The following is a 25405-nucleotide window of genomic DNA, read 5'->3' as shown; positions in this document are numbered from 1 at the left end:
TATATTGCATTGATTCCCGTAGTAATGTATTGACAAATGTTTGTACATCTGTAGGGGAAGGAACTTTTATAGGCATTCCCTTCTCAAAATTTGGCAGACTGCCGTCAGTAACACAGGGAGGTAGGTCTATATCTACAAATGAGCGGTATTGGGTAGCGCATATAAGCTCCCATTTCATGGTTTAGATCAAATACGTTGGGTGGTGTAGCAGTTAATTTATCAAATTTTTCTCTAAAATGAATAGGAAGCAATTTATTTGTGGAATGCCAAAAGTTTGGCCTATTGGAACCTGCTGGACATATAGCGGACAGGGAGGAGATACTTGTACAAAATAAATTACTTTGAAAATTTGTAAAACAACCATATATCTCTGCTTACAATAAAAAAACACCAATACATTTTATTGGTAGGGTTTACATTGAGTGTTTGCATCCCAAACTTATTGTTTTATAATACTTACATTCAAAAAGTTTATCATAACATTTAAACTTAATACAGTATTTTTCGCCCTTCAATTCTAACCATATTCTCGCGCTCCATTTTTTTTATGGTTCTTATTACCGTTTCTACACGAAGCCCTGTAAGATTTGCAATCTGCTGTCTGGTATATGGAACCTGAAAAGTCTGGCTATTATCGCTGGACTGTGTTGACTTTAAATAATCAATGATCGTTTTAATCTTGAGTTGGGGGTCTGCAGACGAAATATTAAAAAGCATTAAATATTTGTAATAAAGACGATCTGCCATGCATTTAAACATGTCCATCATTACGTTTCTGTTTTGGTAAATGAGAGAAAAGAAATCCTCCCGCAGTACTTTCAGCAGTGTACACTCTGTTTTAGCAATAGCGTTCATAGGGTAAGATTTTTCATTAAAAAGTAATGATTCTCCAATGCTTTGGCCATCACACAAAATGTTCTGCGTAAATTCTTTGCCATCCTCATGGTAATTGTTAAGTTCTACAACACCCTTAACAATCTGAAAATAAAATTTGGGAAAGCTTCCTTCACTAAAAATAATTTCATTAGGACAATAAGTTTCATATTCGCCTCCATAGGTTAACAAAAGGTCTTCAGTGATTATCATATCTTAAAAATTTTATAGTTAAGTAATGAACATCGTAGTAAAAATTGGTGTTTTTCAAATATCAAAAAGTAAGCCATATTTATTTATTGTTATCAACAATCAATTAAAAAAAAACCAATCTCTTTATGATCGAAATAATAATATAAAAAATAAATGTTTGTTAATTTTATTAAATATTATCTGCTTTTAATAGAAAAAATGAACCGCACCAAAGATTACCCAGTTTTTGCATTATTATGGTGGATAATCACATTCCAAATATTAATTAATATGAAACAGCAAATAATTATTGTTGGTGGTGGATTCGCAGGAATCAACCTTATCAGGTCATTAAGAAATGACAGCAGATTTCTTATTACACTCGTCGATAAGAATAATTATCATTTTTTCCCTCCTCTGATCTATCAGGTTGCTACCTCTTTCATTCAGGCGTCCAATATCAGCTATCCGTTCCGAAGATTGTTTTCGAAGTATAAAAATGTGAATTTTCACATGGGAAGCCTTCTTAAAGTTGATCATGAAAGCAACGTAATAGAAACAGATACAGGAAATCTAAAATATGATTACTTAGTGCTGGCATTAGGTACTGAATCTAACTTTTTTGGAATGGAGAATGTACAGAAATGTGCCCTTCCCATGAAAAATATTGAAGAGGCTCTTTATTTACGGAATCACATGCTGCTCAACCTCGAAGAGGCGGCCAGAAATAAAGATCTGAAAATAGCAGAAAGATTGCAGAATATAGTGATCGCCGGTGGCGGCCCTACCGGTGTAGAACTGGCAGGCATGCTTGCAGAAATGGGAAGATATATTGCAGAAAAAGAATATCCGGAAATAAAACTGAGTCTGTCCAATCTGTATCTGATTGATGCCTTACCCACTTTACTTTCACCGATGAGTAAAATGGCACAGCAGACTTCGTATGAGACTTTACAACAACTTGGTGTAAAAATTCTGCTTAATGTTTCTGTTAAAGATTATGTAGATAACCAAGTACTGCTATCAGATGGGACAGCGATAGACACTGAAACACTGATCTGGACTTCGGGAGTAATAGGGCGTGAAGTCCCGGGAATTCCAAAAGAAAAGATAGGCAAAGGAAGGCGAATTCTGGTAGACGAATATAACAGGGTTGAAGGATATAAAAATATATATGCTGTAGGAGATATCTGCCTCCAGCTAACTGATACACAATTTCCCAAAGGACATCCGCAACTTGCTCAGGTTGCCATACAGCAGGCTAAAAATCTGGCTAAAAACCTGATCAGAATTCAGGAAAAGAAAGAGATCATTCCTTTTAAGTATAATGATAAAGGGAGTATGGCGATTATTTCAAAATTCAATGCTGTGGTAGACCTTCCTAAATTTTCTTTTAAAGGCTTTGCAGCATGGCTTACATGGCTGTTCATCCATATCATTCCGTTGGTAAGCTTCAGAAGCAAAATAAGGCTTTCATTAGATTGGTTCAGGTTATTTATCACCAACAATCCATCTATCCGTTTAATTCTCTATCCTAAAAGGAATACAAATAAACAATAACGATTATCTCCTTAAAGCATACTATGAAATTTTATTGTTTTGAAAATTTGTAAAACAAGCATATATCTCTGCTTACAATAAAAAAACCACCACAAAAATTATCTTATGAAAACAGAACAAACAGTATCCCTATTAAATGATTTACTACAAATCACGAACGATCGAATTAAAGGATTTGGAAAAGTAGAGGGGAAAGTCTGGGAAATGTATCCTGATATAAAAAATGAATATGACCGAATGATTTCTCAATCAAAAATCATGAAAAATGAACTCATCAATCTGATTACTGAGAAAAATGGGATTCCAAACGATTCCACTTCCGTAGCAGGAGCACTCCACAGAACATGGATTGATATTAAAAATTCATTTACCGTAGGTAATATCGAAGAATCTACTTTAGAGAATGTTGTTTTTGGCGAGAAGGCCGCGATAGAAGCATATCAAAAAGCTCTTGACAGTGGAGATCTTTGTGAAAAAAGCGCAAATATTATTTCAGAACAATTACATAGCCTGAAAGTATCCTATCATCAGTTTAAAAAAATTGAAGAATACAAAAAGAAAGAATAAGGACATCAAGTTTCAACATCACACAAATCTAAAATAATATGGAAAAGGAAATCACACGAAGAAATGCTATTGGAAAAATAGCAACAACTATTGCTATGGCAGCTGTTGCTCCCGGTGCTTTTGCTCAGTCACATAAAAAAACAAAAAATAATATGGGGCTAGATCTTACTGACCCTACAAAAAAGCACTTTAAACCACCTTTCAAAAGACAATTTCAGCCTTTCCCCGGGTTGGCAGGTAAAATGAATCCTGTTCCTGATCATGGCGAGGAAAGTTATGTAGGTTCAGGAAGACTGACCGGCAGAAAAGCATTGGTTACAGGAGGTGATTCAGGAATCGGCAGTGCTGCTGCTATTGCTTATGCACGGGAAGGAGCTGATGTAGCCATTAATTACCTTCCGGAAGAAGAAGAGGATGCTGCACAGGTTATTGCGCTTATAAAACAAGCGGGGCAAAAAGCAGCAGCTATTCCCAGCGATCTGCGGGACGAGTCCTTTTGTAACAAACTGGTTGCCCAAGCTGTACAGCAGCTTGGCGGGCTCGATATTCTGGTGAACAATGCGGGACATCAGAAAACTCACGAGTCCATCCTTGATATTAGTACTGAAGAATTTGAAAGAACGATGAAAACCAATCTGTATGCTCCTTTCTGGATCATAAAAGCAGCATTGCCCCATTTAAAGCCCGGCTCATGTATTATAGGCTTATCTTCGGTGCAGGCGTATGATCCTTCTGCCGATCTGTATGATTATGCTCTGACAAAAGCAGCTACCACAAACTATGTAAAATCACTCGCCAAACAATTGGGTCCGAAAGGAATAAGGGTCAATGGGGTAGCTCCAGGACCAATTTGGACTCCTCTACAGATCAGTGGCGGGCAAACCCAGGAAAAAGTTGAAAAATTTGGTAAAGATACTCCACTAGGAAGACCAGGCCAGCCTGCTGAGTTGGCATCAATATTTGTTCAGCTTGCAGCGAATGATGCCAGCTTTGCAACCGGCCAGATATATGGTGCAGCGGGCGGAAGTGGGCAACCTTAGCCTTCAAATTGAAAACTGAAGTAAAGTAAAAGCCACGCTAGCGTGGCTTTTACTTTGATATATCGATGTTATTATTCAACTGTAGACTGGCATTGTACTTTAATCCATACGCTTACAGATTGTGCATCAACTGTTAGTCTGGCTTTCCCATTGTCATCTGTACAGATCTTTTCATCTCTGTTCCGCATATAATCAATATACACAGAATTTGCATTTTCTTTTCCCAGATCAATTTCTTTATAGCCTTCTTCACTGTTAGATATTATCACAATACAGCCTGCATGGTCAGCATTTCCTTTTCTTACCCATGCAATACAGTTAGGATGATCAAAATAATTGATCTGTTCTCCATAAGCAAAAAGCTGCCTTGCTTCAAGAAGTTGAGGAAGAACTTCTACCTTTGGCATGATAACCTTAATCTCCTGGTCATCTTTTACATCCATATATTCTACACCGAAAAGATCAGGATAGAATACACACGGATATGCTTTTTCCATTAATAAAATAACGGCATAAGCCAACGGCTTGAACCAATCCAACACGGTCGATTCCAGGGACTGCAATTGCTGCGTATCATGATTCTCTACAAATGAAACGGAGAAAACAGGCTTTTTTTCAAGAAAACTACCTTTTAAAATCTGGGTGAGATCATACTCCCTTCCTTGCTGTGATGCTGTGAAAAAATTGTAATGCAGGGGTACATCAAAACAAGAAATCATTTCTTTTATCTGATCAGAAAAATGAGCAATCTTTTCGGCTTCATCCTTCCAGAATTCACCCAATATATAACAGTCCGGATTCAGCTCTGTCTTTACATAAGTGATCCATTCCTGTAAGAAATCAACTGAAATATGTTTTACAGCATCCAAACGCAATCCGTCTGCATGGGTGGTTTGCAAATACCATTTTATCCAACTTTTCATCTCTTTTACCACATAAGGATTATGGTAATCTACATTCACTCCCATCAAATAATCATAATTTCCGAATTCATGGCTTACAGTCTCGTTCCATTTTGTTCCATATTCATTATGGATTCTGAAAATACCTTTCAGTTCCTCGTCGTCTTTCCAAATGTAATCTACCCCGTTAAAACAAGTATGATCCCATATAAAATCAGAATATTTTCCATTCCTTTCCGGAAAAACAAATTTCGTAAAAGCTTTTGCAATAAAAGGTTCACCAATCATATCATTCCGGTTCTCATCTTTTACTTGATGTACAGTCACAGTCTCCATTTCGTCTCCTCCCATCCTATGATTCATTACAATGTCGGCGTAAACCGACATACCTAATTCATGGGCTTTATCAATAGCATGCAGATATTCGCTTTTGGTTCCATATCTTGTCGGAATACCCCCTTTCTGATTAAATTCTCCCAAATCATACAAATCATACACATCATAACCCCGGCCCTCCTTTCCCAAAACGCACTTTGTTGCAGGGGGAAACCATACTGCAGTACATCCCAAACTTTTCAGATAGCTGCATTTTTCTACAAACTCATTCCAGAGATTACCATCGTGGTACCAATGAAAAAATTGAATAATAACTCCATTCATTTTGTAATTCTGTAATTCAATTTCTGTTATAATAGTTCTAGTTCTTATTTGTCCTGCTAATGACTGTATGATCATTAGGATGCATACTTGTGCCTGCTTAAAGTTCAATTCTCTGAAGATCTTTTACCGTAGGCCCTGTCAGCATTTTACCATTCACATTAAACCTCGATCCATGACACGGACAGTCCCAGCTTAGTTCTGCACTATTCCAGCGCACCTCACATTTGGCATGCGGACAAGTGCTTTTTAAAAGATGTAATTTTCCCTCAGCTTCTTTGTATACTGCATACGATTCTCCTTCAAATTTCACTACTTTTGCTTCCCCTGCGGTAAGTTCTGTAAGTGAATTTATTTTTTCTGCAAACAGTTTATCCTTTACAAAATCAAATACCACATTGGCTTGCTCTTTTACAAAATTAGTGAACCCGGCCATTGGTTTTATTCTTCCCGGTTCGAAAAGTTCTTTATACTTACTGGAACCGGTTAGAATCAGATCACCGAGAATCTGTGATGTGATGGTTCCAAAGATCATCCCATTTCCTCGGAACCCTGTCGCCGTATAGATTTTACCATTGCTTCCCGGCAATACCCCAATATAGGGAAGACCATCGGCTGGCTCGTAGTATTGGCTTGACCAACTGTAAACAGCTGTATCAACATCGAAATGTTCCCTTACATAATTCTCCAGTTTTGAAAAGCATTCTCCGGTATCACCGGCATGTCCGGTTTTATGATCTTCACCTCCGGCAATCAAAAGATTCTCACCGTTTATTTTCTGTGTTCTGTAGTAATGATATGGCTCGGTAAGATCATAACCAAGTTCCTGAGGATGATCGTCACCATTCAGCGTGAATGCAATGGCATAACTGCGGTAAGGGGCGTTCATCAGATGAAGTACATTTATACCCGGAGGGATGTGGGTAGCATAAATTACAGACCGGGCTTTGACACTTCCTTTTCCAGATTGCAACACGATTAAATCATCAAGTTCTTCATGGCTCAGGCAAAGGCAGTCTTCTACCAATACCCCGCCAAGAGTGATAAATGCTTCTGCCAGATTTCGGATATATTTTATAGGATGAAACTGCCCCTGATCAGGAATAATAGCTGCTTTTTTAAAGGCAAAAGGAAAAGGAATATCATCGGTAACTGTCATAGAATGTCCTACCTGAGAGGCTCCTTTGAGAATATCATCCAATCTTTTTTCCTGCTTTTCATCTAAAGCAAACAGATAAGCGGGTCTGGTTTCAAAATCACAGGAAATATTAAATTCCCGTATATAGTTTCTGATTATATTTTTTGCCTCTATTCCGACGTATTTTAAAAGTTTGGCATTCTGTAAACCAAAATCTTTAATAGCCTGGTCGTAAGTAGTGTCAAAGAAATCATTTAAATGGGCTGTCGTTCCGCCGGTTGTTCCAAACCCTATGTTTGAAGCCTCGAGAACGATACACTTCTGCCCTTCTTTCTGCAGTCTTACTGCAGTAGAAATCCCCGTAATACCTGCGCCTACAATGGCAACGTCATATATTTTGCCAAAATCCGGTTCTGAAGAAAATTTTTTAATTTCTTCCTGCCATATACTTTTTCTAGCTCCATCCCTGTTCATACTAGTCCATTTTTAAGGTGTCTGTCTTTATCTTTGTCTCACTTTTATTTTTATCCTCATCATCAGGCAAATCACAACGACAAGATGTGAAATTCACTGTACAAAGTGCGAGTAAAATGATTGTTTTCATACTATTTTATAATATTATGTCATATTATCCATTGATTATTATGCCGCCGTTTGGGTGAAGAACTTGTCCTGTTATCTGGGCAGATCCGGGGCCTGCCAAAAATAAAAAGCTATCTGCTATTTCTTCCGGGCTGGCATTCCTTTCAAAAGGAGGCTTGCTCATATCTTCTTCTTTCTCTCCGAAAGTTTTTTCAGTAAGCGGTGTTGCAACAGGGCCTGGAGCAACAGCATTGACTCTGATACCTTTTGGCTTTACCTGAAGCGCTAGAGATCTGGTAAAAGAAACGATGGCCCCTTTGGTGGCTGAATAATCTATGAGCTCTTCATGTCCCTGATATGCCACTGCAGATGTTGTATTAATAACGCTTGCGCCTTGCTTTAAATAGGGAAACACAACTTTTGTCAGTAAGATCATGCCTATAATATTGGAATCAAATGTTTTCCTGATATTTCTCTCTTCTAAATTTTCTATTTTATCAGAAGGATACTGTACACCTGCATTATTCACCAACACATCTATCCTTCCAAATTTGGCAATGACCTTTTTAACGGTATCTTCACAGAATTCATACTCATTAATATCTCCCGGAAAAATAATACACCTCCTGCCTAAAGCCAGTATTTCATGTTTTATTTTATCAGCATCTTTATCTTCATGATGATAGATAATGGCAATATCAGCTCCTTCTTCAGCAAAAAGAAGGGCTACAGCTTTACCTATACCACTATCGGCACCGGTAATCAGAACACATTTATTTTTTAATTGAAGTCTCCTCATAGATTATTTTCAGTTACTGGTTTTTGCATTTCTCCCATCCTGTGGGCGGCCATATCATCTGTTGCCAGGTTAGTCATCGCTACGGTAAGCTTATTTTTAAATCCTGAAATTACTTTATCATCGCCATTCATCAGAGCGTTGTATCCATCTATTGCTACTTCTTCAGGGCTGGCCAGATTTTCTCTGTCCTCCAGTATCTTACTTCTGTTCATATCCGCTTTATTAAAAAAGTCTGTATCGGTAGGTCCCGGCAAAAGGGCAGTCACACTAATGCCTGAATCCTTTAATTCTTCACGGATGGCTTCTGACCACGACAGAATAAAGGCTTTCGTACCATGGTAAACAGAGTGCCATGGCCCGGGTGCCTTACTGGCTATAGATGCAAGATTTAATATTTTTCCGGATCCTTTAGCCAGGCGGTCTTTTAAAAAGAGCTTGGTTAAAAGAATAACTGATATAATGTTAAGATTTACGATGTTTATTTCCCGGTGAATATCAGTATCCTGAAATTTACCATACACTCCCTGGCCAGCATCATTGACAAGAATTTCAGGGCTAATCCCATTGAGCTGCAATTCCGAATACAGCGAATATACCTCATCCTGAATAAATAAATTTTTTGAAATGGCAATAACGTTAACACCTAAAGCTTTGAATTCTTCAGCTTTCTTCTTTAGCGTTTCATGATTTCGGGCAACGATCACCAGATCATAACCGTTTTTTGCAAATTGTTTAGCCAGTTCATAACCGATTCCGCTGGTTGCTCCTGTGATCAGAGCATATTGATATTTTCTTTCCATAGTATAGTAATTAGATTAACAGTTGGCTGACTTCATTTTTAAAACAACCCAAAATGAATTCAGTATAATATAGCTGGGCATTTAAAGCCTCGGTTTTAGGATGCAGCTCTAATTTTTTTGTCAGGACGATTTCTCCTTTATAGACAAATGAGAAATAGGCAAAAATTTTGTACGCTGAACTTCTGATCGGTGTACAAAATCCCGTGGTGGCAATAGACCAATCCGTTCCATAAAGTTTTGCAATTTCTAACGCCATGGTCTGTGCAATATTTTCAGAAACACAGTCGCAGTGCTCAGCCTCATTTTTATTGACATGCAGCATCTTTACTTTTATGGGTAAAGTATAAGCAGTCACTCCTCCTTTGTAAAAAAGTGAGGCATTAGGCATTTGTGAAAAGGCTAATTGTAACGATCCTGATGTAACACTTTCTGCCACCGAAATTGTTTCACCTGTGGTAATTAAAGCCTGGCTGATATATTCCAGAATATCTTTTTGAAATTCCATAACGTTCTATGTGTTTTATTATGCTTTGTACTCTGATAATTTCCAGGGATCAAGAACGACTTTAACACATCCGTCCTGTTTTTTATCAAAAATTTCATATCCTGTCGCAACATCTTCCAGAGAAAGACGGTGCGTGATAATGTCATCAAGCTGAACGCGACCGCTTTGTACATGGTCCATCAGCATATCAATAATCGAATGCACATTACACTGCCCTGATTTTATGGTAATTCCTTTATCAAAAAGCTGCCCCAGCTTAAAATTATCATAGTTAACCGGATATACCCCCAGAATTGAAACTATTCCTCCGCGTCTTACGGCACTCATACAGGCTTCTAATACCTTTATAGATCCTTTTTCAAAATTCAAAACTGCTTTTGCCCTATCTAAAAGATTTCGATCGGGCTCGAAACCTACAGCGTCAATACATAAATCTGCACCTCTGCCATTAGTCATTGCCCGTATTTGTTCAATAACTTCTTTAGGGTCTTCCCATAAAATAGTTTCGCAGCCTGTGAGCCTTTTTATCTGATCAAGCCTGTACTGAAGGGTATCAATTACGATAACTTTTTTTGCATTATGAAGAATGGCGCTTTTTACAGACATTGACCCTACCGGCCCCGCTCCAAAAACCGCTATTGTTTCTCCACCTTTTAATTCTCCCCACATGACTCCGGTATATCCGGTAGGAAAAATATCGGTTAGAAATAAAACCTGCTCATCGGTTAAACCTTCCGCTACTTTCCGCGGACCGAAGTGTGCATACGGAACTCTCACATATTGAGCCTGTCCTCCGTCATATCCTCCATACAGATCGGTGTATCCAAAAAGGGCTCCTCCTTTTTCTGTCATAATGCCTCCTTCAGGTCCATAGTTTTCGGGGTTGCTGTGTTCGCAAGCTGTGGGGAGGTTATGCTGACAAAAATAGCATCCTCCGCAGGCAACAGGAAATGGAACTACCACGCGGTCTCCAACTTTTAAATGGGTAATATTTTTTCCTGTTTCTTCAACGATACCCATAAATTCATGTCCCATCACCATAGGGCGAAGCTGGGGAATACCTCCGGAATACATATGCAGATCGCTTCCGCAAATAGCGGTTGAGGTTACTTTGAGAATAATATCCGTTGAATCCTGAATCATCGGATCATCAACGGTATCATAGGTGATCTTTCCTGGAGAGTGAAAAACTGCTGCTTTCATAATTTTAATATTTAGTGGTGTGAAGGGTTTAATTAAATCAAACAGTTAAGTTTCTTTCTGTTTCAAGATGCCATACTCTATGCTGGGCAATCGCTTTAATAAATTTGTCTGCTGCATCCATGTCCGAAGCAGTAATGATAGCTGGATCTATATGCTTTTTCTGACTGATATGGCTGCTGTTATATATATATCGTCTGTTCCTGAACCGAAATAAATAGCTTTACAATGTTTATAAGCTTCATTAAGGAAATTCAGGACATGCTGTTTGTTTTCGGGGAGCATGAACTCATTATCAGCATTATTTCCTGAAATAATACATAATGAATCGAAGCATAAGTGAATGATGGGGAAGCAGTATTGTTCCGTCACTTATTTTTACAGGAGCCATACTTGGAGCTATTATTTCAATTTTCGCTCCTTCATTTTCAAGCCTGTTTTTTAAATCATTAAGCATTTCTGCATCAGCTTCATTGTAGATCATACATCCTATTTTGCAGCTTTCATAGTACTTTTTATGGTATCCTGCATACTGATAGCTGCTGATATTTCAATCCCAGGTTCCCTTTCTTCACTTTGCAGAACTGCCGGATCAGCATCTCCAGGAATACTGTGGTTGGGCTGCAGTAGTTTTGTTACTTCAACCCCTAATTTTCCAGCACCCACTGAAGCAAGATTCATATCAATATAACCAACTGCCCTACCATTCTGGTTGTTATTGATACGTATCCCTTGATTGGTTGTCAGCTTTTGATCTTCGTTGGATGTATTTAGGGATTCCAGCTGATTTATTTTTGCATTATGATTTATATCTTCTTTCATATCAAAATAGTTAAAATTGGTATGGGAGTAATGACTCCATAAGCTCTACTGGGCATCTGTCAAAAGAAATTAAAAATCAGAAGTTTTTATCAAGTGTTCAAAGCAATGGAAATCTTTATTTTCATTCATAATCAGGTAGAACATGGTTCGTAATGGTTTAATTTTCCCGATACTTTTGAGATCCGTAAACTCTGCAATTAAAGCTCTTGTATGTTCTTTTTTTGAAGTATTGAGAAAAATAAATACTAAGAAAATATTTGTTTTAATTTCCTTCGCATAGATTACATCCCCATCTTCAAACCATTCTCCTTTATTATTAACCCTGATGAATTGGCTAAGACGGAGCATTTTTATTATTTTCTGCCGGTCCATATGATAGATTCCTGATTAAAGATGCCATATAGACCTGTAGCTCTATATGGCATATCTTTAAATTATTCTAATCTTCTTGCTCAGCATCAAAATTGATGAAGGTCTCCGCTATTTCAGTAAGATTATAATCTGTATCTTCTTCTTCCTGGAGTGTTTTTTCTAGCAGATCTGCTACTTTATCATGCCCCATGGTAATGGCAAGTTGAGCTAGACCACCATAAGTGGCAATCTCATAATGCTCCACTTTCTGTGCAGCAATAATCAGAGCTGCATCCCTTGTCATAGATCCTTCTTCAGTAGATTTTATAATCTCTTCTCCTTCTTTTATAATCCCTTTTATGGCTTCACATTCCTTTTTTTCAGGACTTTCATCGATTAGTTTAAATACTTTTTCCAGACGGCTTATATGTTTTTTAGTCTGAAGCTGATGATCTTCAAACGCGTCTTTCAGTTCTTCTGTAGTAGCTGCTTCCTGCATTTTTTCCAATGCCTCTACAATCGCATTTTCTGCGAAATAAATATCTTTAAGAGAACTTACAAAGAATTTGTGCAGAGAAGAATTTTTCATTTCATCCTTGTCTACCAAAGCATTGCCTACTTTCATTTTCTTATCTGCTGTGGAGGCTGCTGATGTTGAAGCTGATGCAGATGCTGTTGTATTGCTATTTTCTGTTGTTTTTGTTGCCATGATATGATGTGGTGTTTGAGTTAAAAGATTACCTCTTTATAAGGTAAAGAGGTAATCTAAAAAAATTATGAATTATTACGTCTTCCGCCAAATCCTGATCTTCCAGATCCTGAAGACCTTCCTCCTCCATGAGAAGCCTGACCTCCCATACGGGCAATTCTGGTACGTTCTGATTTACTCATGGATGCAAAACCTCTTCCTGAGCTTCCGTTTCCTGAATTTGAACCACGGCTTGAACCAGAATTGCTGTTATTTCCTGATCTTGAGTTGGAACCTCTCGAACTGCTATTTGAACTAGATCTTCCTCTTCCTGTATTTGAATTAGAAGATCTTCCGCCTCCATGAGAAGCCTCGCCTCCCATACGGGCAATTCTGGTACGTTCCGCCTTACTCATTGATGCAAAACCTCTTCTTGATGTTCCATTTCCTGAACCGGAAGAAGAAGATCTTCCTCTTCCCGAAGAACCAGATCCCGATCCTGACCTGGATCCTCTTCTACCTCCGGAAGTAAACCTTCCCTGACTGTCTCTCTGCTGATTACCGTCACGGGAACCGCCTCTTCCTCCAGAGCTTCTTCCACCTCTGTTGTTATCTTGGTCGTCATCATCATAATCATCGTCATCATCATAGTCTTCGTCATCATCATAGTCTTCGTCGTCATCATAGTCTTCGTCATCATCATAACTGTTTTCATAATCATCGAACTCGTCCTCATAATCAGAGAAATCATCATCATACTCTTCATCCTGGGATGCATCATTAAAACCATGGTCATACCCTAACTGATAAACTTCCTCTAAAGTAGATTTTTCACTGTTTGAAGAATTACTTCTTGAACTACGATTGTTTGAATTTCTAGTGTTCATAACTGAATGTTTTTAAAAATTAATATATAAGTGATGTATTGCCGTTCCTTACTAGTATCAGAAAAGCAATGGTTTTGGTTTATTGGTGATGTTTTCATTAAGCCGGAAAGGCTTATATATCTTCCATAAGAGAAAGATTCGTACATCTGCTATCAGATTGTTAAGTCAAAATTACAAAGGAATAATTCTCTCTTTTATGACTGACATCATATTGACATAAATTAATATAAAATTTTTCTGTTAATGATCTTGACTATTTTATCTTTCTCCATGCGTTTAATGGTTTTGATGGCAGTTTCAACGCGAATTCCTGTCAGGCTGGCTAACTGCTGCCTGGTTAGAGGCACCATATAGGAAAACAAGCATTGTTTTTTTTGAAAGCTTTTTAAATAGTCCATTACTCCTATAATTCTTTCTTCGGGGCTTTCCAGAGAATTTTTCTGATGCATGATATATTTGTAATATAATGCATCGGAGAGGCTTTTACAGAAATCAAGATACAGCTCCGGATTTTTTTCGAGTATATCAAAGAAATCATGCTTAGCTAATCTTAGAATACTGCATTGGGAAACAGCAACTGCATTCATGGGATATAGTTTCTCACCAAAGAGCAGTGATTCACCAAAACTTTGTCCCTGAAAAAATACATTCTGAATAAATTCTTTTCCATCTGCATTATAACTATTTGTTTTTACTTCACCATCAATGATTTGATAGTAATATGCAGGAACCGTTCCTTCATAAAAAATAGATTCATCAGGAATGTACTGCCTTAACCCAGCGCCAGCTGCGTTTAAAATTTTTTCGTTAATAATCATAATTTTTTTTTTTACTGTTAATAAATTTTAAAGGTCATCTTAATAAAAATTTATCTGTAAAAAACACGAAATGCTTTCTCAAAGGATCAGAATCACCTTTTACAAACATTATTGTATAGATATTGTTGAGCTATTGGGTACTCTGTTCAATTCGAATTACGAATTTATTATTATAGCCCTGCTTTTTAAATAGTGCACAGTTATCTTGACATACGGAGCTGTCATGAAGTAGACTGGTCTTAAACAAAGCTAAAGTTCGAAAAAGACTTTTTGATTTTTTCTTGTGATCTGCAATAAGATAAGTGCCTGCACTTAACAGCAAAAATATCTATCGGATTTTGTGGTAACGTAATATATTTCATAATATTAAATTTTGGTGTGCTTTGAAATAAAAAAAAACAAATTATACAATCATAATGTAATTATATTAAATAATTTATGTCAAAATTAGATTTAAAATATCATTTAAAACATGACCTAGATCATATAATTCTCTTTAAACGTTAAATATTTCGTAAAATTTTGGGAGTAGTATCCTTAAAAATATATTTTCCTGTCTTTAATCATTATCAGTTTTCTTTTTTCCAAGTCCTTAATAGTCCTTATGGCCGTTTCAACACAAAGACCTGTGAGACTTGCGATCTGCTGCCTGGTAAATGGTATTTTTAAAGAAAACGGGGGATAATCCTTTTTGGAAGTTTTAAGATAATCCAGCACCCCCATTATTCTCTCTGAAGGATTCTGTGAAGAATTGGCCTGAAGCATAATGTACTGATAATACAGACAGTCTGACAATTCTTTACATAAGTCAAAATATAACTGCGGATAGACATTGAGCATACTGAAGAAATTATTTTGGCATAACTTTATAATTGAACAGGGTTCCAATGCCACAGCATCCATAGGGTAAGGTTTACCAATAAATAGTAAAGATTCACCGAGGCTCTCGCCATCCGTGACTATTTTCTGAATAAGCTCCTTTCCATCTTTATTATAATTATTGAGTTTTACTTTTCCTTTAATGATTTGGTAATAAAAGTAGGGAGTCGCTCCGTAGTGAAAAATAGTATCACCGGGCTTGTATTGTTTTACTTCAGCACCAGCTGAGAACAAAAATTTTTCATTAATAACCATATGATTTTTTTTATAATTATGTTATAATTCTTTTACTTTTACGATCATCTTAGCAACATCATTCTATACGTTACTGCACTGCTGCGCTCGTTATTTCATAATACACAGCCCATCCTGCAAAAATAATTACGATAATCCATATCCAGAAAGGTATGGTTTGAGGGGTTTCACTCCCGGTAATGAGAAAACTTTTCTGGTTTCCTTTGTCATAAGCATTGATCATCAATGATAAAGTACCATCCACCACATCTTTATTCTTCAACCCTTCAATTCTTATGGAGGGACCATTGGCAACTGTAAAATTTATTGTTCTTACGCCTTCATTTCCTGATGGAGAGTGACTTACAATTTTTAATAGATGATCTCCATCTGTAAGCTTTTTTGTATCCAGATCGAAAACAATAGGAGTTTCCAATTCAGCAATGGGATGCGGGTCATTATCTATAAAAAGAAATACCTTACTGCTATCTTTTGTCATAGTATCGTATTTTCATCTGAGAAAACCGAGTATTTAATATGCTTTATATCTTTTTCATCCGGTTTGATCAAATATTTAACTGAAAATATAAAGGCTAAAACTGTTATCAGAATAACAATTCCCACAATAAACCAGTCCCAGCTGCTTTCCGGTCCTGTTCCGTGCGTAAGATCCTTAGTGACTTTCGGCTGACGAAGCTGGCATGCATCACATCCCATGGCATAGCTGGCCCATAAAATTAAAATCACATTGAGTACATTTTTCATTAAATTTTTCATTGTTACTTTATTTTGTCAAAGATTACTTTTATTTCTTCCAAAGTCACTTTTTTCGAATTATTTCCCCAGCTCGTTCTTTCGTGATTAATGATAGCTGTTACATCTTCAGCGGTAAAATTAGCATTGGTTCCCACCGCCGGCATTGTAGCGAACTCGGGTCTGGGATCATAGCCTTTCATGATAATTGTTACGTAAAGTTCCAGATCTCCACCGTTTACTACGGGGCTTCCTTTTAGTGGGGGGAACGCACCCGGCACCCCTTCACCATTTGCCTGATGGCAGGAAGCACAGTTGGCAGTGAAAAGCTCTGCACCATCTGGCAGATCAGATGAACCGGACTGCTTTCCATTTTCCTTTTTGGTTTGCTTATAAAGGAATGGGGGCACAATAGATTTATCCGTGTAATCGGTCTGTTTAAGTGATTTCAGATAAGCAACCAACTGAAGAGCCTTTTGTGTAGCTACTATTTTCTTTCTTTTATTTTTAAGGAATTTCTCAGGAACTTTCACTTCAACGTCGCCAGGCTGCAGATAATCCCTTTCCATAAAAAGAAATTCATAGGACGGCATTATGGAAGCTTCTACAGCAGCTCTTGGCTGGTAAAGGTGAATCAAATGCCATTCGGCACTTGGCTGCCTTTCCCCTACACTGGTAAGATCAGGCCCGGCCCTTTGCGTTCCCATCAGATTAGCTGTATTCCTCCAAAAATCCATTCTTTTGTTAATCGCAAAATCAGCCGGAATACTTGGTCTTTTACCAAAAACGTTATCCATTTCAACATTTCTTACCTGCTGTGTATAGCATGCCACACATCCGTTTTCAATATATACCATTTTGCCAGCCCTTTCCTGCTCTGTCAATATTTTCGCCTGTCTTGGTAAAGGCTTATTAATTTTCTGGTTATCAAGAGCAGGCAGCACAGCGATGTAAAGTGTAAGAAAAACAAAGAGAAAAAGGGCTGAGCCGAAAAGTATTTTATGGTTATTTAATAGTAACATAATTCTTCTTTTAAGTGTTAATCTCAGTATGGCTGTGCTGTTTTTTTGCTGCCAGTATTTCAGCAGGAGTTTGTGGGATTCTCACATCATTATCTTTGGTAATCATTATATAAAAATTATAGGCAAAAATAAGATGAGCCACCCACATCATGGTACCCCCTATTGCTCTCCATAGCCAGAACGGGAACATATTAATAACACCATCTATGAAAGGTTTTTTTTTCATCCACATCAATCCTGTCTGTGTTCCTCCTATCATTAATGCTATTACATAAAAAAGTAAACCGATTAAAGCCAGCCAAAAGTGTATTCCTACCCATAACTTTGGAGGCTCCTTGCCGGTGAGGCGCGGAATAAGAGTGTAAGAAAATGCCCAAAGCATAAAGGTGATTATTCCGTACATGGTCAGATGAGAATGGGAAACTGTAAAATCAGTGAAGTGCCAGAGCAGATTGGTATATCTGAAAGCTTCTACCGTTCCCTGAAAAGACCCGGTAAAATAAAAAATAATCGACATAAAATAAAACGGAAGTGTATAACTATTTTTAAGTTGGTACCATGCTCCGTTAAATGTTAAAAGAAAATTAGTCGTTCCTGCTGCCACGGGAATCAACATCCCCACACTGGCAACAATGGCTGTAGTCTGAAGCCTCCAAGGGATCGCACTAAAAATAAAGTGATGGGTTCCGATGAGTGTATAAAATAATATATGAGTCCAGAAAGCCAGCGCTCCCAGGCTGTAGGAATAAATAGGCTTATTAAGCTGCTGGGGAAGGAAATAATACATCAGTCCTAGATTAATCATCATAAACCACATACCAATGGCCTGATGCATATAATACCCCTGGGTAATTGTTTCTCCCACTCCATCCTGCCATATAGGTACATAACCCACGACAATGACAATGACAATGAACATAAATCCCGAAATGATATACCAGTTTGAGATATAAATTTCTTTGACAATTCTTTTGACAACGGGCTTGAAGAGATTATGGGCAGAAAGTGCCACTCCGGCTCCAAAGGTAATCATAATAGGCCATATATATTCTCTGTATTCCCCCCCTCCGTTATTGACTCCCGCCAATAAAGATATTGTTCCGGCCAGTACTGCAGTATTGATCAGTATTAAAGAAATGTAACCCTGCTTTATATTATAAACCTCCACGTTACTCACCCTTGTAACAACATAATATGATAGTCCGACCATAGCTAAAGATGCCCAGCCCCAGAATACAGCATTTGTATGGGCTGGACGCAGTCTTCCAAAACTCAGCCAGCTGGTATGTTCAACATCCGGCGCAACGTATTTGATACCGGCATAGAGGCCAAAGGTTGTCCCAATGATCAGCCAAAAAATTGCCGTTCCTAAGAAATAAAGAATAAGTTTACTGAGTCCGGGACTTATATATTGCAAAAATGAAGAAGTTCTTCTTTTAGTTGGAAATACCCTGAGTTCCTCGACCAAGTTGATATTTTTAATAATTCCTTTTTCATCAGACGGCGGCAAGCAGCCCGATAGCTGGTTTTCTGCCGGCTGAAAATTAAGTTCTTTTTCTCTCTGCTCATATTCTCTTAACTCTTCCGAAGATATATTTTCGATTTTTTTCCTGATCTCGGAAAGCTCCCTATTCCTTAGTATTCTTGAATAAATAGCTAAGAATTTAAAAATCAGGATAATTAAGCTGGCAATAATCACCATTAACATAAGTAATAATGTTATCTGTATTCCAGTTTGGTTTAGTAGTGATGATTCTCCCATAATAGAATTTTAGGATTTAACATATAAGAACTTTGTCCACTGAAATACAGTGGAAAATGAATCAATAAGAGTCTGCATAAACCATTTCCAAAGAAAGGAAATATGGCTATTCAGTTTTCAAAAGATGAATATGCACTAATGAGCTTACATTACTTACTATTTTTAATAGAATCTACATCGTAGGCAGTACTGTCCATAGGAAGTGTATTATCCAGGGAATCTGGTGTGATTTGAGCGGTTCCCTCAACCATACTATCTCCTGTATTCATACTGTCAATATTTGAAGGTTGGGGTTGTTGTTCTCTTTTACAACTAGTGGTAAATAAGCCCAGAATCAGGGCTATTAAGACGCGTGATTTCATAACATTAAATTTTGTGGTGTGTAGTAACAAAAGTATGAAAACAGGTACTTTGGTTTTTATGACTTACATCATAATGGCTCATAATTTGTCTAATGTTATAGAAAAATAACCATTAAATAAGTGTGTAAGGCATTACCAGAAAAAGCATAGCTGTTAATACTGGAATCAACTACAGCATCCAACGCACTAAATCTCTTTCACTCATTGAATACCTGCTGAATATTCTGTTACAAGCGTACTGGCAATAAGCTGTAAGAAGTAGTTCTATATTTCTGAAAGAGTGAATCCTAATATGAGCCAGACGACTCGTAGTTTACAGATATTACCTGAAAAAATTAAGAATTGATAAGTATTATACCATAAAAAAGCCTTCCAAAATAGGAAGGCCAAGAATATATGGGGGTCTAAAAAAAGTGTCAATGGATTATTGAATCATTCTGTTTTATAGGTTGCTTTAATGTATCGGCACCTTTTCGATAAGTTGTCGAATCGTTTTGATTAGCGGGGGGTGTAGGAGCAACTCTTACCGAATCATATGAAGATGTTACGGTCAAATCAGCCTGCGTGTCATTTTTAGTCTCTTGGTTTTTACAGCTGATCATTAATATACCAAGAATAATAAATATTGAATTTTTCATATTATATCATTTAACTAGAAAATAAGTAGTTGTAAAATTCTAATACCAAAATTATTCATATCAACCACTTCATTTTATGAGTGAGATCATAATATGTGTTTTTAAGATAAAAAATAATATTTACTTCTACTCATTGTTGTCAACATCCTGCTTTTTACCCATTATTTAAAAATTAAAACTATATTGCATTTTCAACTAAACCTTATCAAAATGCTGATCTCACAGGACCTTCTTTTATCCTTCGGAGCAACAATAGAAAATTTTTATCCGGCAGACATCATATTTGATGAAGGCAGTACTCCTAAATACTATTACCAGATTGTAAAAGGTCGGATAAAGCTCAATCATTACAATGAAGATGGCAAGGAAACTATTCTAGCCATTCTCACTTCAGGACTCAGTGTATGTGAACTTTTACTTTTTATGGATAAAACGTATCCTGTCAATGCTGTAGTTTTAGAACCCAGTACTCTTTTAAGGCTTTCTAAAGTTGATTTTGAAAGAATGCTTGATGAAAATGTGATGATTTCCAGGAATATCAACAAATTTTTATCTGAAAGGTTATATCATAAAATTATTATGCTGGAGAACAATACCTCTACCCATGCAGATGTGAGGATACTCGGAGTGCTCAATTATCATAAAAGCTTCAGTAATGATCAGTCCGAATACTCCTTTGAGGTTCCACTTACCAGGCAACAGCTTGCGTCTATGACCGGGCTAAGGGTGGAAACAGTGATAAGAACTATAAAAAATCTCGAGAAGCTCAGTAAACTTCAGATAAGGGATAGAAAAATTTATTATTAACTCTTTGCCGTGTGGCAAGACTAAACCTTCAGTAAAAAATTTTACCATTTATAATCCGGACCATTTTATTTTTCTCCATTTTTTTCACCGTGCGTATCACCGTTTCCAACCGTAAAGCTGTAATTGATGAAAGCTGCTGTCTGGTAAAAGGTATTTGAAAGGAAAAAGGTTCAGATTTTGAATAGTATGCTTTAAGAACCCTAAAAAGTTCAGTGAGTCTCAACATTGAATCATTAATAGAAAGACAGTTTATCAGCATTATAACAATAAAGTTTCAAGAGCGATTCCTGAGTATTTTTGGCAAAATAAACAAACCTTTCACCAGGAACCCTGAAAATTTTATATAATTCCATTGCTACAGCATTAAATGGATAAGCCTTGTTATCAAAAAGAAATGTTTCAGCAAAGCATTCTCCGCTGAGGAAAATACTTAAGATGGTTTCTGTTCCGTTCTCTCTGTCCTTTGTCAGTTTAACAGCCCCCATGCTAACCTGATAATAATAATTGGGTCTTTGGCCGTCTGAGAATATCAATTCATTCACTTCATATTGTAATACCTCAGCTCCTAACGAAAAAAGTATTTGTTCACTAAATATCAAAATCTATCTTATTTAAAGGCCAAAACTAAAAAAAACAGGAATCTGAAATTTATGATATAGGTCATAATAGGTACCACAAGGACACCTACTTTTCCTTTCCTAACTATCATACTTTTCTATCGGGAGCATTCATTACCCTGTCAAAATATTTTGTAAAAGAATTGCTTTAAAATAAGTTTTTCAAATTCTTTCCAGCGATTTCAGGATTGCCTCTGAGTTTTTCAACAACGAGAGCTAAAGCTCTGTTATGTAATGCAAAATTGCCTTTATCCAAAACAAAAAGTATATCACGCATTCTCTCACGTAACACCTTGAAAATGAGGGGTCATTCCGGGGAACCTCAATTGAATTATCTCTAACATCCGCATATCTGATGATCTGTGCTTCCGCACTGATCTGCCGAAGTCTCTCCAATTCCATTTTCTTTCTGCATGTAAACATCTGTTAATTCTACGACCAGCTGAACCGTGAGATCACGGTTATTATTATTCATTAAACTTCCCATAAATTGCGAAAGATCACCTGATACAAAGACAGCAGCTATTTTACAACATCTTAGGGATCATCCTTAAACAAACAAACCTGACAGGTTAAAAAAAACAGCATATAGCATATCTATATGATCCTGATCATATTGACGTAATTGATGTTCTGACTAATTTTGAAGTAAGTCATCGGAGTATTGAAAGGCCTTCTTGTCAAGATACATCTTAGTTTCCTTTAGTACAGTACGAAAAACCATAAACAGCCAATTTAAAACACCATGAAAATCACGGAATTAACAATACGGAATCTTGTCAGATACAGAGGTAAGGTCTATTCACTTACAGAGGTATACCAAGATGAGAATGAAGAATATCATGTTAAATTAAAAAATTCAGAACAGTCAATATCAGTCCCCGTTAAGCTAATTAAACCAGTGGAAATAGATGAATTCTGGCTTTTAAAATTTGGATTTATTAAAACCTATGACTCTAAGTACAGGATAAGATTTGAAAGAGGACAGGAATTTTTAAAGTATGATATTGACCTACATAGTGTTCATCCTATGACAGGTCTTAAGATATATGGAAATAATGTCAACTGCAAGTACGTACATCAATTTCAAAACATTTTTTGCTTTTTGTTTGGAAAAGAACCTATTTAGAATGACTAAAATATTGTAAATATATCTGTTACCGTTTATCCGTATAAAAGATTAATATTTTTCACGACGTATCCTGAGGATGCGTATTATAATAATTTATTATGCTTATTAATATTGAATTACTCTCCATGTACGGTGGATTTACAGAAACTTTCGGTCCCTCTGATATCATTTTTGAAGAAGGAGATATTCCCGAGTTTTACTACCAGCTTATTACCGGATCTGTTAAGCTAAGCCATACAGAAGAAGGTAAAGAACTTATCCAAAGTATTTTAAATAAAGGACAAAGTGTTTGTGAGTTATTGTGTATGATTGAAAAACCCTATCCGGTCAGTGCAATAGCCATTTCATCGGGTGCTGTTGTAAAAGTACCTAAAGCCAAATTTCTGAAACTTCTTAATGAACACCATCAGCCTGCAGTAGCAGTCCGGCAATTTGCTGCGGAGCGTCTGTATCACAAATTTATTTTGATGCAGAACAACGCCTCTAAATATTCTCATGTCAGAATTGAAGGTATTTTAAAATATTTCAAGAGCTTAAGTGAAGATCAGAACCCGTATTCCTATGAGCTTCCCCTGACCAGGCAGCAGTTGGCATCTATTACCGGTCTGCGTATTGAAACGGTGATACGAACCGTAAAGAAAATGGAAACTGAGAAGGTACTTAAGATTAGAAACCGTAAAATTTATTTCTAGTATACGAACAGTATTTCATCTTAAATTTGAAGGAATACCTATAAATAATCAGGATATATAAAAAACGATAAACAAATATTTTTTAGTAAAATATTTTCCCATTCTTTATTATAAGAATTTCATCTTTCTCCATTCTTTTAATTACTCTGATGGTTGTTTCCAGAGACAAGCCGGTAAGTGAAGCCAGCTGCTGCCTGGTATGGGGAATTTCGAATGAATATCTTTCTTTATTTTCTTTTGATTCTTTCATCTGGTTCATCAGTTCCACTAAACGTTCTTCGGCATTCTGGCTTGAAATTTTCTGCATTAATACTAATTTTTCAGTGGTTTTCTCTGATAGAGCCGTATACATATTGAGGAAATTATCCGGATGCTCCTGCAGTAATTGAAAGAACTGGTCTCTGCTGATTTTAAGAACAGTACATTTTGTAAGGGCAACCGCATTAACGGTATACGGTTTCCCCAGGATAAGCATTGATTCTCCGAAACACGAATTATCTGAAAGGATGTCCTGAATAAATTCTTTACCGTCTTCCTTATAGCTGTTAAGTTTCACTTCGCCTGTTACTATTTGATAATAAAAAAGCGGAGTGGATTCTTCACGAAAAATATAATCACCAGCACTGTAGTGCTCTTCAATTGCCTGTACTGAATGCAAAAGACCGTTTTGGATAGACATAATGTAAATTTTATGGTTTGCTTTATTCTACGTTACCGTTGTAGAAAACTTGGGCATTTTTGAACGTCTGAATTTATTTGCCGCTCTAACTGGCAACATATGATAGTATTTATACAATACTTAGCTTTTTAAAGTTCAAAAACAAAATTTCTAATCAAGCTAAAGATCCATTGAGATATTTGCTTTATAAGAAAATTTCATATCCAAAAGTTTAGATTTCACGACTTGCCTAAGGGTTGCATTCATATTTTTTATTAAATGAGATATTTCAAAGGTAGCCTATCAGTGAAGCATAAAATATGACATAGGTCATATTTGAAAATCTTTTAAAAAGATAGTGATTTAAATCGGTATTAGCTGTTTTTATTTGATTTTCAATAATTTAAAACGACTGACAAAAAAAAAATGATTATGGTTAGTCGTTTTGCGCTTTAAAAACAACCAGTCATTTTAACGGTCAGTTGCCGTTGTTTCAGGAATTAGCAAGCGTACAATAAGGCCAATTTAGAAACCTTTTTGATCTGAATCATATTCAAAGAAATATTTAATTAATATATTTGTAGTACGTTATTTCACAGGCAAGCTATGTGAAGGTTGTTTAATTAGGAGTTATGGTCATACAAGAAGACTTGCTCATTACTTTTGGAGCAGACATTATTCAATTACAAAAATCCGAACTCCTCTTTGAAGAGAACACCGCACCTGCCTACTATTTTCAGATCAAAACGGGTAAAGTAAAACTTACGAATTTTCAAACTGAAAAGAGAGAATTCATACAAAGTATTCATCAGGAGGGTGACTCAGTGGGCGAAATATTTTTATTTTCGAAATATCAGTATCCTGTCCATGCCGTTTTAATGGAGGATTCTACAGTACTTCGATTAGAACATTCCAAACTATTGAAATTACTGGAATCTGATTTTGAGATTCAGATGAAGTTTCTTTATTATCTGGCAGATAGATCATATCACAGCTGTATTTTTTTAAACAGTTTAACATCAGAAGACGCCACTCATCAATTGCTTACGGTACTTAATCATATTAAGGGGAATCATGGTGAGCACTATTCCTATAAAATTCCTTACACAAGAAAAGAGCTTGCTTTTTTAACCGGTTTAAGGATTGAAACCGTCATCAGGACTTTTAAAAAAATGGAGCACGAAAAGTTGATTAAAATAATTAAAGGCAGAGTTTACTACTAAAATATCATTATTTCATTCCATTAAAAAGACCTCCCGATTCCGGAAGGCCTGATGGCAATTCAGACAAAATGATGTCTGTATTAATCATATACAAATCTAACTTGTATTTTCTCAAGCCATTATGACTGAGGTCATAAATCAAAAATTTTCTCAGTTTCAGTATTTTTGAAACTATTAAAATAGGCATAGTGATTGTTTTTAATATTTTTACTTAACGAAAGCTTATGGATTTTATAACAGAACTC

General features: G+C 36.5%; 32 protein-coding genes. 7 read left to right on the top strand and 25 right to left on the bottom strand.

Annotated features, from left to right (window positions below):
* Window positions 1-489: 489 nt before the first annotated feature.
* On the bottom strand, window positions 490-1086 hold the full coding sequence (locus SB679_RS18085; protein ID WP_410703690.1) for a Crp/Fnr family transcriptional regulator: 597 nt from the start codon (window positions 1084-1086) through the stop codon (window positions 490-492).
* Between the two features lie 270 nt (window positions 1087-1356).
* Between SB679_RS18085 and SB679_RS18080 the strand changes: the two genes are divergently transcribed.
* From SB679_RS18080 to SB679_RS18070, 3 genes are all read left to right on the top strand, one after another.
* The gene (locus tag SB679_RS18080) at window positions 1357-2625 is read left to right on the top strand and encodes an NAD(P)/FAD-dependent oxidoreductase (RefSeq protein WP_410703689.1); all 1269 of its coding nucleotides are present in this window, start codon (window positions 1357-1359) and stop codon (window positions 2623-2625) included.
* Window positions 2626-2730: 105 nt separating this feature from the next.
* On the top strand, window positions 2731-3192 hold the full coding sequence (locus SB679_RS18075) for a PA2169 family four-helix-bundle protein (RefSeq protein WP_410703687.1): 462 nt from the start codon (window positions 2731-2733) through the stop codon (window positions 3190-3192).
* A gap of 38 nt (window positions 3193-3230) precedes the next feature.
* Window positions 3231-4232, top strand: coding sequence for an SDR family oxidoreductase (locus tag SB679_RS18070; protein ID WP_410703685.1), 1002 nt, complete (start codon window positions 3231-3233; stop codon window positions 4230-4232).
* A gap of 71 nt (window positions 4233-4303) precedes the next feature.
* On the opposite strand, the gene SB679_RS18065 is transcribed toward SB679_RS18070, so the two are convergent.
* The 19 genes from SB679_RS18065 to SB679_RS17975 all read right to left on the bottom strand — a co-directional run bounded on the left by SB679_RS18065 (window position 4304) and on the right by SB679_RS17975 (window position 20031).
* Window positions 4304-5902: an alpha-amylase gene (locus SB679_RS18065; RefSeq protein ID WP_410703684.1), complete on the bottom strand. Its 1599-nt coding sequence runs from the start codon at window positions 5900-5902 to the stop codon at window positions 4304-4306.
* Complete coding sequence (locus SB679_RS18060) at window positions 5892-7403, bottom strand: FAD-dependent oxidoreductase (RefSeq protein WP_410703682.1); 1512 nt, start codon at window positions 7401-7403, stop codon at window positions 5892-5894. Before SB679_RS18060 ends, SB679_RS18065 begins: the two co-directional genes overlap by 11 nt.
* Window positions 7404-7557: 154 nt before the next feature.
* Complete coding sequence (locus SB679_RS18055; protein WP_410703680.1) at window positions 7558-8310, bottom strand: SDR family oxidoreductase; 753 nt, start codon at window positions 8308-8310, stop codon at window positions 7558-7560.
* Window positions 8307-9110, bottom strand: a complete 804-nt coding sequence (locus SB679_RS18050) for an SDR family NAD(P)-dependent oxidoreductase (protein ID WP_410703679.1) — start codon at window positions 9108-9110, stop codon at window positions 8307-8309. The genes SB679_RS18055 and SB679_RS18050 overlap by 4 nt, the downstream gene beginning before the upstream one ends.
* Before the next feature lie 10 nt (window positions 9111-9120).
* Entirely contained in the window at window positions 9121-9615 is a 495-nt protein-coding gene (locus SB679_RS18045; protein ID WP_410703678.1) for a CinA family protein, read from the bottom strand.
* Window positions 9616-9633: 18 nt separating this feature from the next.
* Window positions 9634-10818 (bottom strand): zinc-dependent alcohol dehydrogenase, encoded by a 1185-nt coding sequence (locus SB679_RS18040; protein ID WP_410703676.1) that lies wholly within the window; start codon window positions 10816-10818, stop codon window positions 9634-9636.
* Window positions 10819-11116: 298 nt separating this feature from the next.
* Window positions 11117-11299 carry a hypothetical protein gene (locus SB679_RS18035; protein ID WP_410703674.1) on the bottom strand — a complete coding sequence of 61 codons (183 nt, stop codon included), beginning with the start codon at window positions 11297-11299 and terminating at the stop codon, window positions 11117-11119.
* A gap of 5 nt (window positions 11300-11304) precedes the next feature.
* Window positions 11305-11637, bottom strand: coding sequence for a hypothetical protein (locus SB679_RS18030; protein ID WP_410703672.1), 333 nt, complete (start codon window positions 11635-11637; stop codon window positions 11305-11307).
* Between the two features lie 69 nt (window positions 11638-11706).
* On the bottom strand, window positions 11707-11985 hold the full coding sequence (locus tag SB679_RS18025) for a hypothetical protein (RefSeq protein ID WP_410703671.1): 279 nt from the start codon (window positions 11983-11985) through the stop codon (window positions 11707-11709).
* Between the two features lie 91 nt (window positions 11986-12076).
* The gene (locus SB679_RS18020; RefSeq protein ID WP_410703670.1) at window positions 12077-12697 is read right to left on the bottom strand and encodes a ferritin-like domain-containing protein; all 621 of its coding nucleotides are present in this window, start codon (window positions 12695-12697) and stop codon (window positions 12077-12079) included.
* Between the two features lie 65 nt (window positions 12698-12762).
* Window positions 12763-13563, bottom strand: coding sequence for a KGG domain-containing protein (locus SB679_RS18015; RefSeq protein ID WP_410703669.1), 801 nt, complete (start codon window positions 13561-13563; stop codon window positions 12763-12765).
* 221 nt (window positions 13564-13784) lie between these two features.
* Window positions 13785-14381: a Crp/Fnr family transcriptional regulator gene (locus tag SB679_RS18010; RefSeq protein ID WP_410703668.1), complete on the bottom strand. Its 597-nt coding sequence runs from the start codon at window positions 14379-14381 to the stop codon at window positions 13785-13787.
* Between the two features lie 537 nt (window positions 14382-14918).
* Window positions 14919-15515 carry a Crp/Fnr family transcriptional regulator gene (locus SB679_RS18005; RefSeq protein ID WP_410703667.1) on the bottom strand — a complete coding sequence of 199 codons (597 nt, stop codon included), beginning with the start codon at window positions 15513-15515 and terminating at the stop codon, window positions 14919-14921.
* A gap of 70 nt (window positions 15516-15585) precedes the next feature.
* Window positions 15586-15993 carry a cytochrome C gene (locus tag SB679_RS18000; RefSeq protein WP_410703666.1) on the bottom strand — a complete coding sequence of 136 codons (408 nt, stop codon included), beginning with the start codon at window positions 15991-15993 and terminating at the stop codon, window positions 15586-15588.
* Window positions 15990-16271 carry a hypothetical protein gene (locus SB679_RS17995; RefSeq protein WP_410703665.1) on the bottom strand — a complete coding sequence of 94 codons (282 nt, stop codon included), beginning with the start codon at window positions 16269-16271 and terminating at the stop codon, window positions 15990-15992. The genes SB679_RS18000 and SB679_RS17995 overlap by 4 nt, the downstream gene beginning before the upstream one ends.
* Window positions 16272-16273: 2 nt before the next feature.
* The gene (locus SB679_RS17990; RefSeq protein WP_410703664.1) at window positions 16274-17269 is read right to left on the bottom strand and encodes a cbb3-type cytochrome c oxidase subunit II; all 996 of its coding nucleotides are present in this window, start codon (window positions 17267-17269) and stop codon (window positions 16274-16276) included.
* A 10-nt stretch (window positions 17270-17279) separates the two neighbouring features.
* Window positions 17280-19031 (bottom strand): cbb3-type cytochrome c oxidase subunit I, encoded by a 1752-nt coding sequence (locus SB679_RS17985; RefSeq protein WP_410703663.1) that lies wholly within the window; start codon window positions 19029-19031, stop codon window positions 17280-17282.
* Window positions 19032-19180: 149 nt separating this feature from the next.
* Window positions 19181-19393 (bottom strand): hypothetical protein, encoded by a 213-nt coding sequence (locus SB679_RS17980; protein WP_410703662.1) that lies wholly within the window; start codon window positions 19391-19393, stop codon window positions 19181-19183.
* A 416-nt stretch (window positions 19394-19809) separates the two neighbouring features.
* A complete protein-coding gene (locus SB679_RS17975; protein ID WP_410703661.1) occupies window positions 19810-20031 on the bottom strand; it encodes a hypothetical protein in 222 nt (73 codons plus the stop codon).
* 210 nt (window positions 20032-20241) lie between these two features.
* Here SB679_RS17975 and SB679_RS17970 point away from each other — a divergent pair, with 210 nt between their 5' ends.
* Window positions 20242-20838, top strand: a complete 597-nt coding sequence (locus SB679_RS17970) for a Crp/Fnr family transcriptional regulator (RefSeq protein WP_410703660.1) — start codon at window positions 20242-20244, stop codon at window positions 20836-20838.
* A 28-nt stretch (window positions 20839-20866) separates the two neighbouring features.
* On the opposite strand, the gene SB679_RS17965 is transcribed toward SB679_RS17970, so the two are convergent.
* From SB679_RS17965 to SB679_RS17955, 3 genes are all read right to left on the bottom strand, one after another.
* Window positions 20867-21064, bottom strand: a complete 198-nt coding sequence (locus SB679_RS17965) for a helix-turn-helix domain-containing protein (protein ID WP_410703659.1) — start codon at window positions 21062-21064, stop codon at window positions 20867-20869.
* Between the two features lie 7 nt (window positions 21065-21071).
* Window positions 21072-21437: a Crp/Fnr family transcriptional regulator gene (locus SB679_RS17960; protein ID WP_410703657.1), complete on the bottom strand. Its 366-nt coding sequence runs from the start codon at window positions 21435-21437 to the stop codon at window positions 21072-21074.
* 355 nt (window positions 21438-21792) lie between these two features.
* A complete protein-coding gene (locus SB679_RS17955) occupies window positions 21793-21930 on the bottom strand; it encodes a hypothetical protein (protein WP_410703656.1) in 138 nt (45 codons plus the stop codon).
* Between the two features lie 270 nt (window positions 21931-22200).
* On the opposite strand from SB679_RS17955, the gene SB679_RS17950 reads away from it, so the two are divergent.
* Together SB679_RS17950 and SB679_RS17945 are read left to right on the top strand one after the other, a co-directional pair.
* Window positions 22201-22584, top strand: a complete 384-nt coding sequence (locus tag SB679_RS17950; protein ID WP_410703655.1) for a hypothetical protein — start codon at window positions 22201-22203, stop codon at window positions 22582-22584.
* A gap of 101 nt (window positions 22585-22685) precedes the next feature.
* Window positions 22686-23279: a Crp/Fnr family transcriptional regulator gene (locus SB679_RS17945; protein ID WP_410703654.1), complete on the top strand. Its 594-nt coding sequence runs from the start codon at window positions 22686-22688 to the stop codon at window positions 23277-23279.
* Window positions 23280-23361: 82 nt separating this feature from the next.
* On the opposite strand, the gene SB679_RS17940 is transcribed toward SB679_RS17945, so the two are convergent.
* Entirely contained in the window at window positions 23362-23958 is a 597-nt protein-coding gene (locus SB679_RS17940) for a Crp/Fnr family transcriptional regulator (RefSeq protein ID WP_410703653.1), read from the bottom strand.
* 611 nt (window positions 23959-24569) lie between these two features.
* Here SB679_RS17940 and SB679_RS17935 point away from each other — a divergent pair.
* Complete coding sequence (locus tag SB679_RS17935) at window positions 24570-25160, top strand: Crp/Fnr family transcriptional regulator (protein WP_410703652.1); 591 nt, start codon at window positions 24570-24572, stop codon at window positions 25158-25160.
* A gap of 7 nt (window positions 25161-25167) precedes the next feature.
* Here SB679_RS17935 and SB679_RS17930 read toward each other — a convergent pair whose 3' ends face one another.
* A complete protein-coding gene (locus tag SB679_RS17930; protein WP_410703651.1) occupies window positions 25168-25347 on the bottom strand; it encodes a hypothetical protein in 180 nt (59 codons plus the stop codon).
* Window positions 25348-25405: the final 58 nt, after the last annotated feature.

Origin of the sequence: Chryseobacterium sp. SIMBA_029, from assembly GCF_046535275.1 — a bacterium.
In the GTDB taxonomy this organism is placed as follows: domain Bacteria; phylum Bacteroidota; class Bacteroidia; order Flavobacteriales; family Weeksellaceae; genus Chryseobacterium.
The sequence above is the reverse complement of the archived record's forward strand: the minus strand, read 5'-3'. Positions and strand labels throughout refer to the sequence as shown.

Coding starts and splice junctions, on each gene's coding strand:
- SB679_RS18085 (WP_410703690.1), bottom strand. CDS start 1,086: ATGATAATCACTGAAGACCTTTTGTTAACCTATGGAGGCGAATATGAA.
- SB679_RS18080 (WP_410703689.1), top strand. CDS start 1,357: ATGAAACAGCAAATAATTATTGTTGGTGGTGGATTCGCAGGAATCAAC.
- SB679_RS18075 (WP_410703687.1), top strand. CDS start 2,731: ATGAAAACAGAACAAACAGTATCCCTATTAAATGATTTACTACAAATC.
- SB679_RS18070 (WP_410703685.1), top strand. CDS start 3,231: ATGGAAAAGGAAATCACACGAAGAAATGCTATTGGAAAAATAGCAACA.
- SB679_RS18060 (WP_410703682.1), bottom strand. CDS start 7,403: ATGAACAGGGATGGAGCTAGAAAAAGTATATGGCAGGAAGAAATTAAA.
- SB679_RS18055 (WP_410703680.1), bottom strand. CDS start 8,310: ATGAGGAGACTTCAATTAAAAAATAAATGTGTTCTGATTACCGGTGCC.
- SB679_RS18050 (WP_410703679.1), bottom strand. CDS start 9,110: ATGGAAAGAAAATATCAATATGCTCTGATCACAGGAGCAACCAGCGGA.
- SB679_RS18045 (WP_410703678.1), bottom strand. CDS start 9,615: ATGGAATTTCAAAAAGATATTCTGGAATATATCAGCCAGGCTTTAATT.
- SB679_RS18040 (WP_410703676.1), bottom strand. CDS start 10,818: ATGAAAGCAGCAGTTTTTCACTCTCCAGGAAAGATCACCTATGATACC.
- SB679_RS18035 (WP_410703674.1), bottom strand. CDS start 11,299: ATGATCTACAATGAAGCTGATGCAGAAATGCTTAATGATTTAAAAAAC.
- SB679_RS18030 (WP_410703672.1), bottom strand. CDS start 11,637: ATGAAAGAAGATATAAATCATAATGCAAAAATAAATCAGCTGGAATCC.
- SB679_RS18025 (WP_410703671.1), bottom strand. CDS start 11,985: ATGCTCCGTCTTAGCCAATTCATCAGGGTTAATAATAAAGGAGAATGG.
- SB679_RS18020 (WP_410703670.1), bottom strand. CDS start 12,697: ATGGCAACAAAAACAACAGAAAATAGCAATACAACAGCATCTGCATCA.
- SB679_RS18015 (WP_410703669.1), bottom strand. CDS start 13,563: ATGAACACTAGAAATTCAAACAATCGTAGTTCAAGAAGTAATTCTTCA.
- SB679_RS18010 (WP_410703668.1), bottom strand. CDS start 14,381: ATGATTATTAACGAAAAAATTTTAAACGCAGCTGGCGCTGGGTTAAGG.
- SB679_RS18005 (WP_410703667.1), bottom strand. CDS start 15,515: ATGGTTATTAATGAAAAATTTTTGTTCTCAGCTGGTGCTGAAGTAAAA.
- SB679_RS18000 (WP_410703666.1), bottom strand. CDS start 15,993: ATGACAAAAGATAGCAGTAAGGTATTTCTTTTTATAGATAATGACCCG.
- SB679_RS17995 (WP_410703665.1), bottom strand. CDS start 16,271: ATGAAAAATTTAATGAAAAATGTACTCAATGTGATTTTAATTTTATGG.
- SB679_RS17990 (WP_410703664.1), bottom strand. CDS start 17,269: ATGTTACTATTAAATAACCATAAAATACTTTTCGGCTCAGCCCTTTTT.
- SB679_RS17985 (WP_410703663.1), bottom strand. CDS start 19,031: ATGGGAGAATCATCACTACTAAACCAAACTGGAATACAGATAACATTA.
- SB679_RS17980 (WP_410703662.1), bottom strand. CDS start 19,393: ATGAAATCACGCGTCTTAATAGCCCTGATTCTGGGCTTATTTACCACT.
- SB679_RS17975 (WP_410703661.1), bottom strand. CDS start 20,031: ATGAAAAATTCAATATTTATTATTCTTGGTATATTAATGATCAGCTGT.
- SB679_RS17970 (WP_410703660.1), top strand. CDS start 20,242: ATGCTGATCTCACAGGACCTTCTTTTATCCTTCGGAGCAACAATAGAA.
- SB679_RS17965 (WP_410703659.1), bottom strand. CDS start 21,064: ATGTTGAGACTCACTGAACTTTTTAGGGTTCTTAAAGCATACTATTCA.
- SB679_RS17955 (WP_410703656.1), bottom strand. CDS start 21,930: ATGAATAATAATAACCGTGATCTCACGGTTCAGCTGGTCGTAGAATTA.
- SB679_RS17950 (WP_410703655.1), top strand. CDS start 22,201: ATGAAAATCACGGAATTAACAATACGGAATCTTGTCAGATACAGAGGT.
- SB679_RS17945 (WP_410703654.1), top strand. CDS start 22,686: ATGCTTATTAATATTGAATTACTCTCCATGTACGGTGGATTTACAGAA.
- SB679_RS17940 (WP_410703653.1), bottom strand. CDS start 23,958: ATGTCTATCCAAAACGGTCTTTTGCATTCAGTACAGGCAATTGAAGAG.
- SB679_RS17935 (WP_410703652.1), top strand. CDS start 24,570: ATGGTCATACAAGAAGACTTGCTCATTACTTTTGGAGCAGACATTATT.
- SB679_RS17930 (WP_410703651.1), bottom strand. CDS start 25,347: ATGCCTATTTTAATAGTTTCAAAAATACTGAAACTGAGAAAATTTTTG.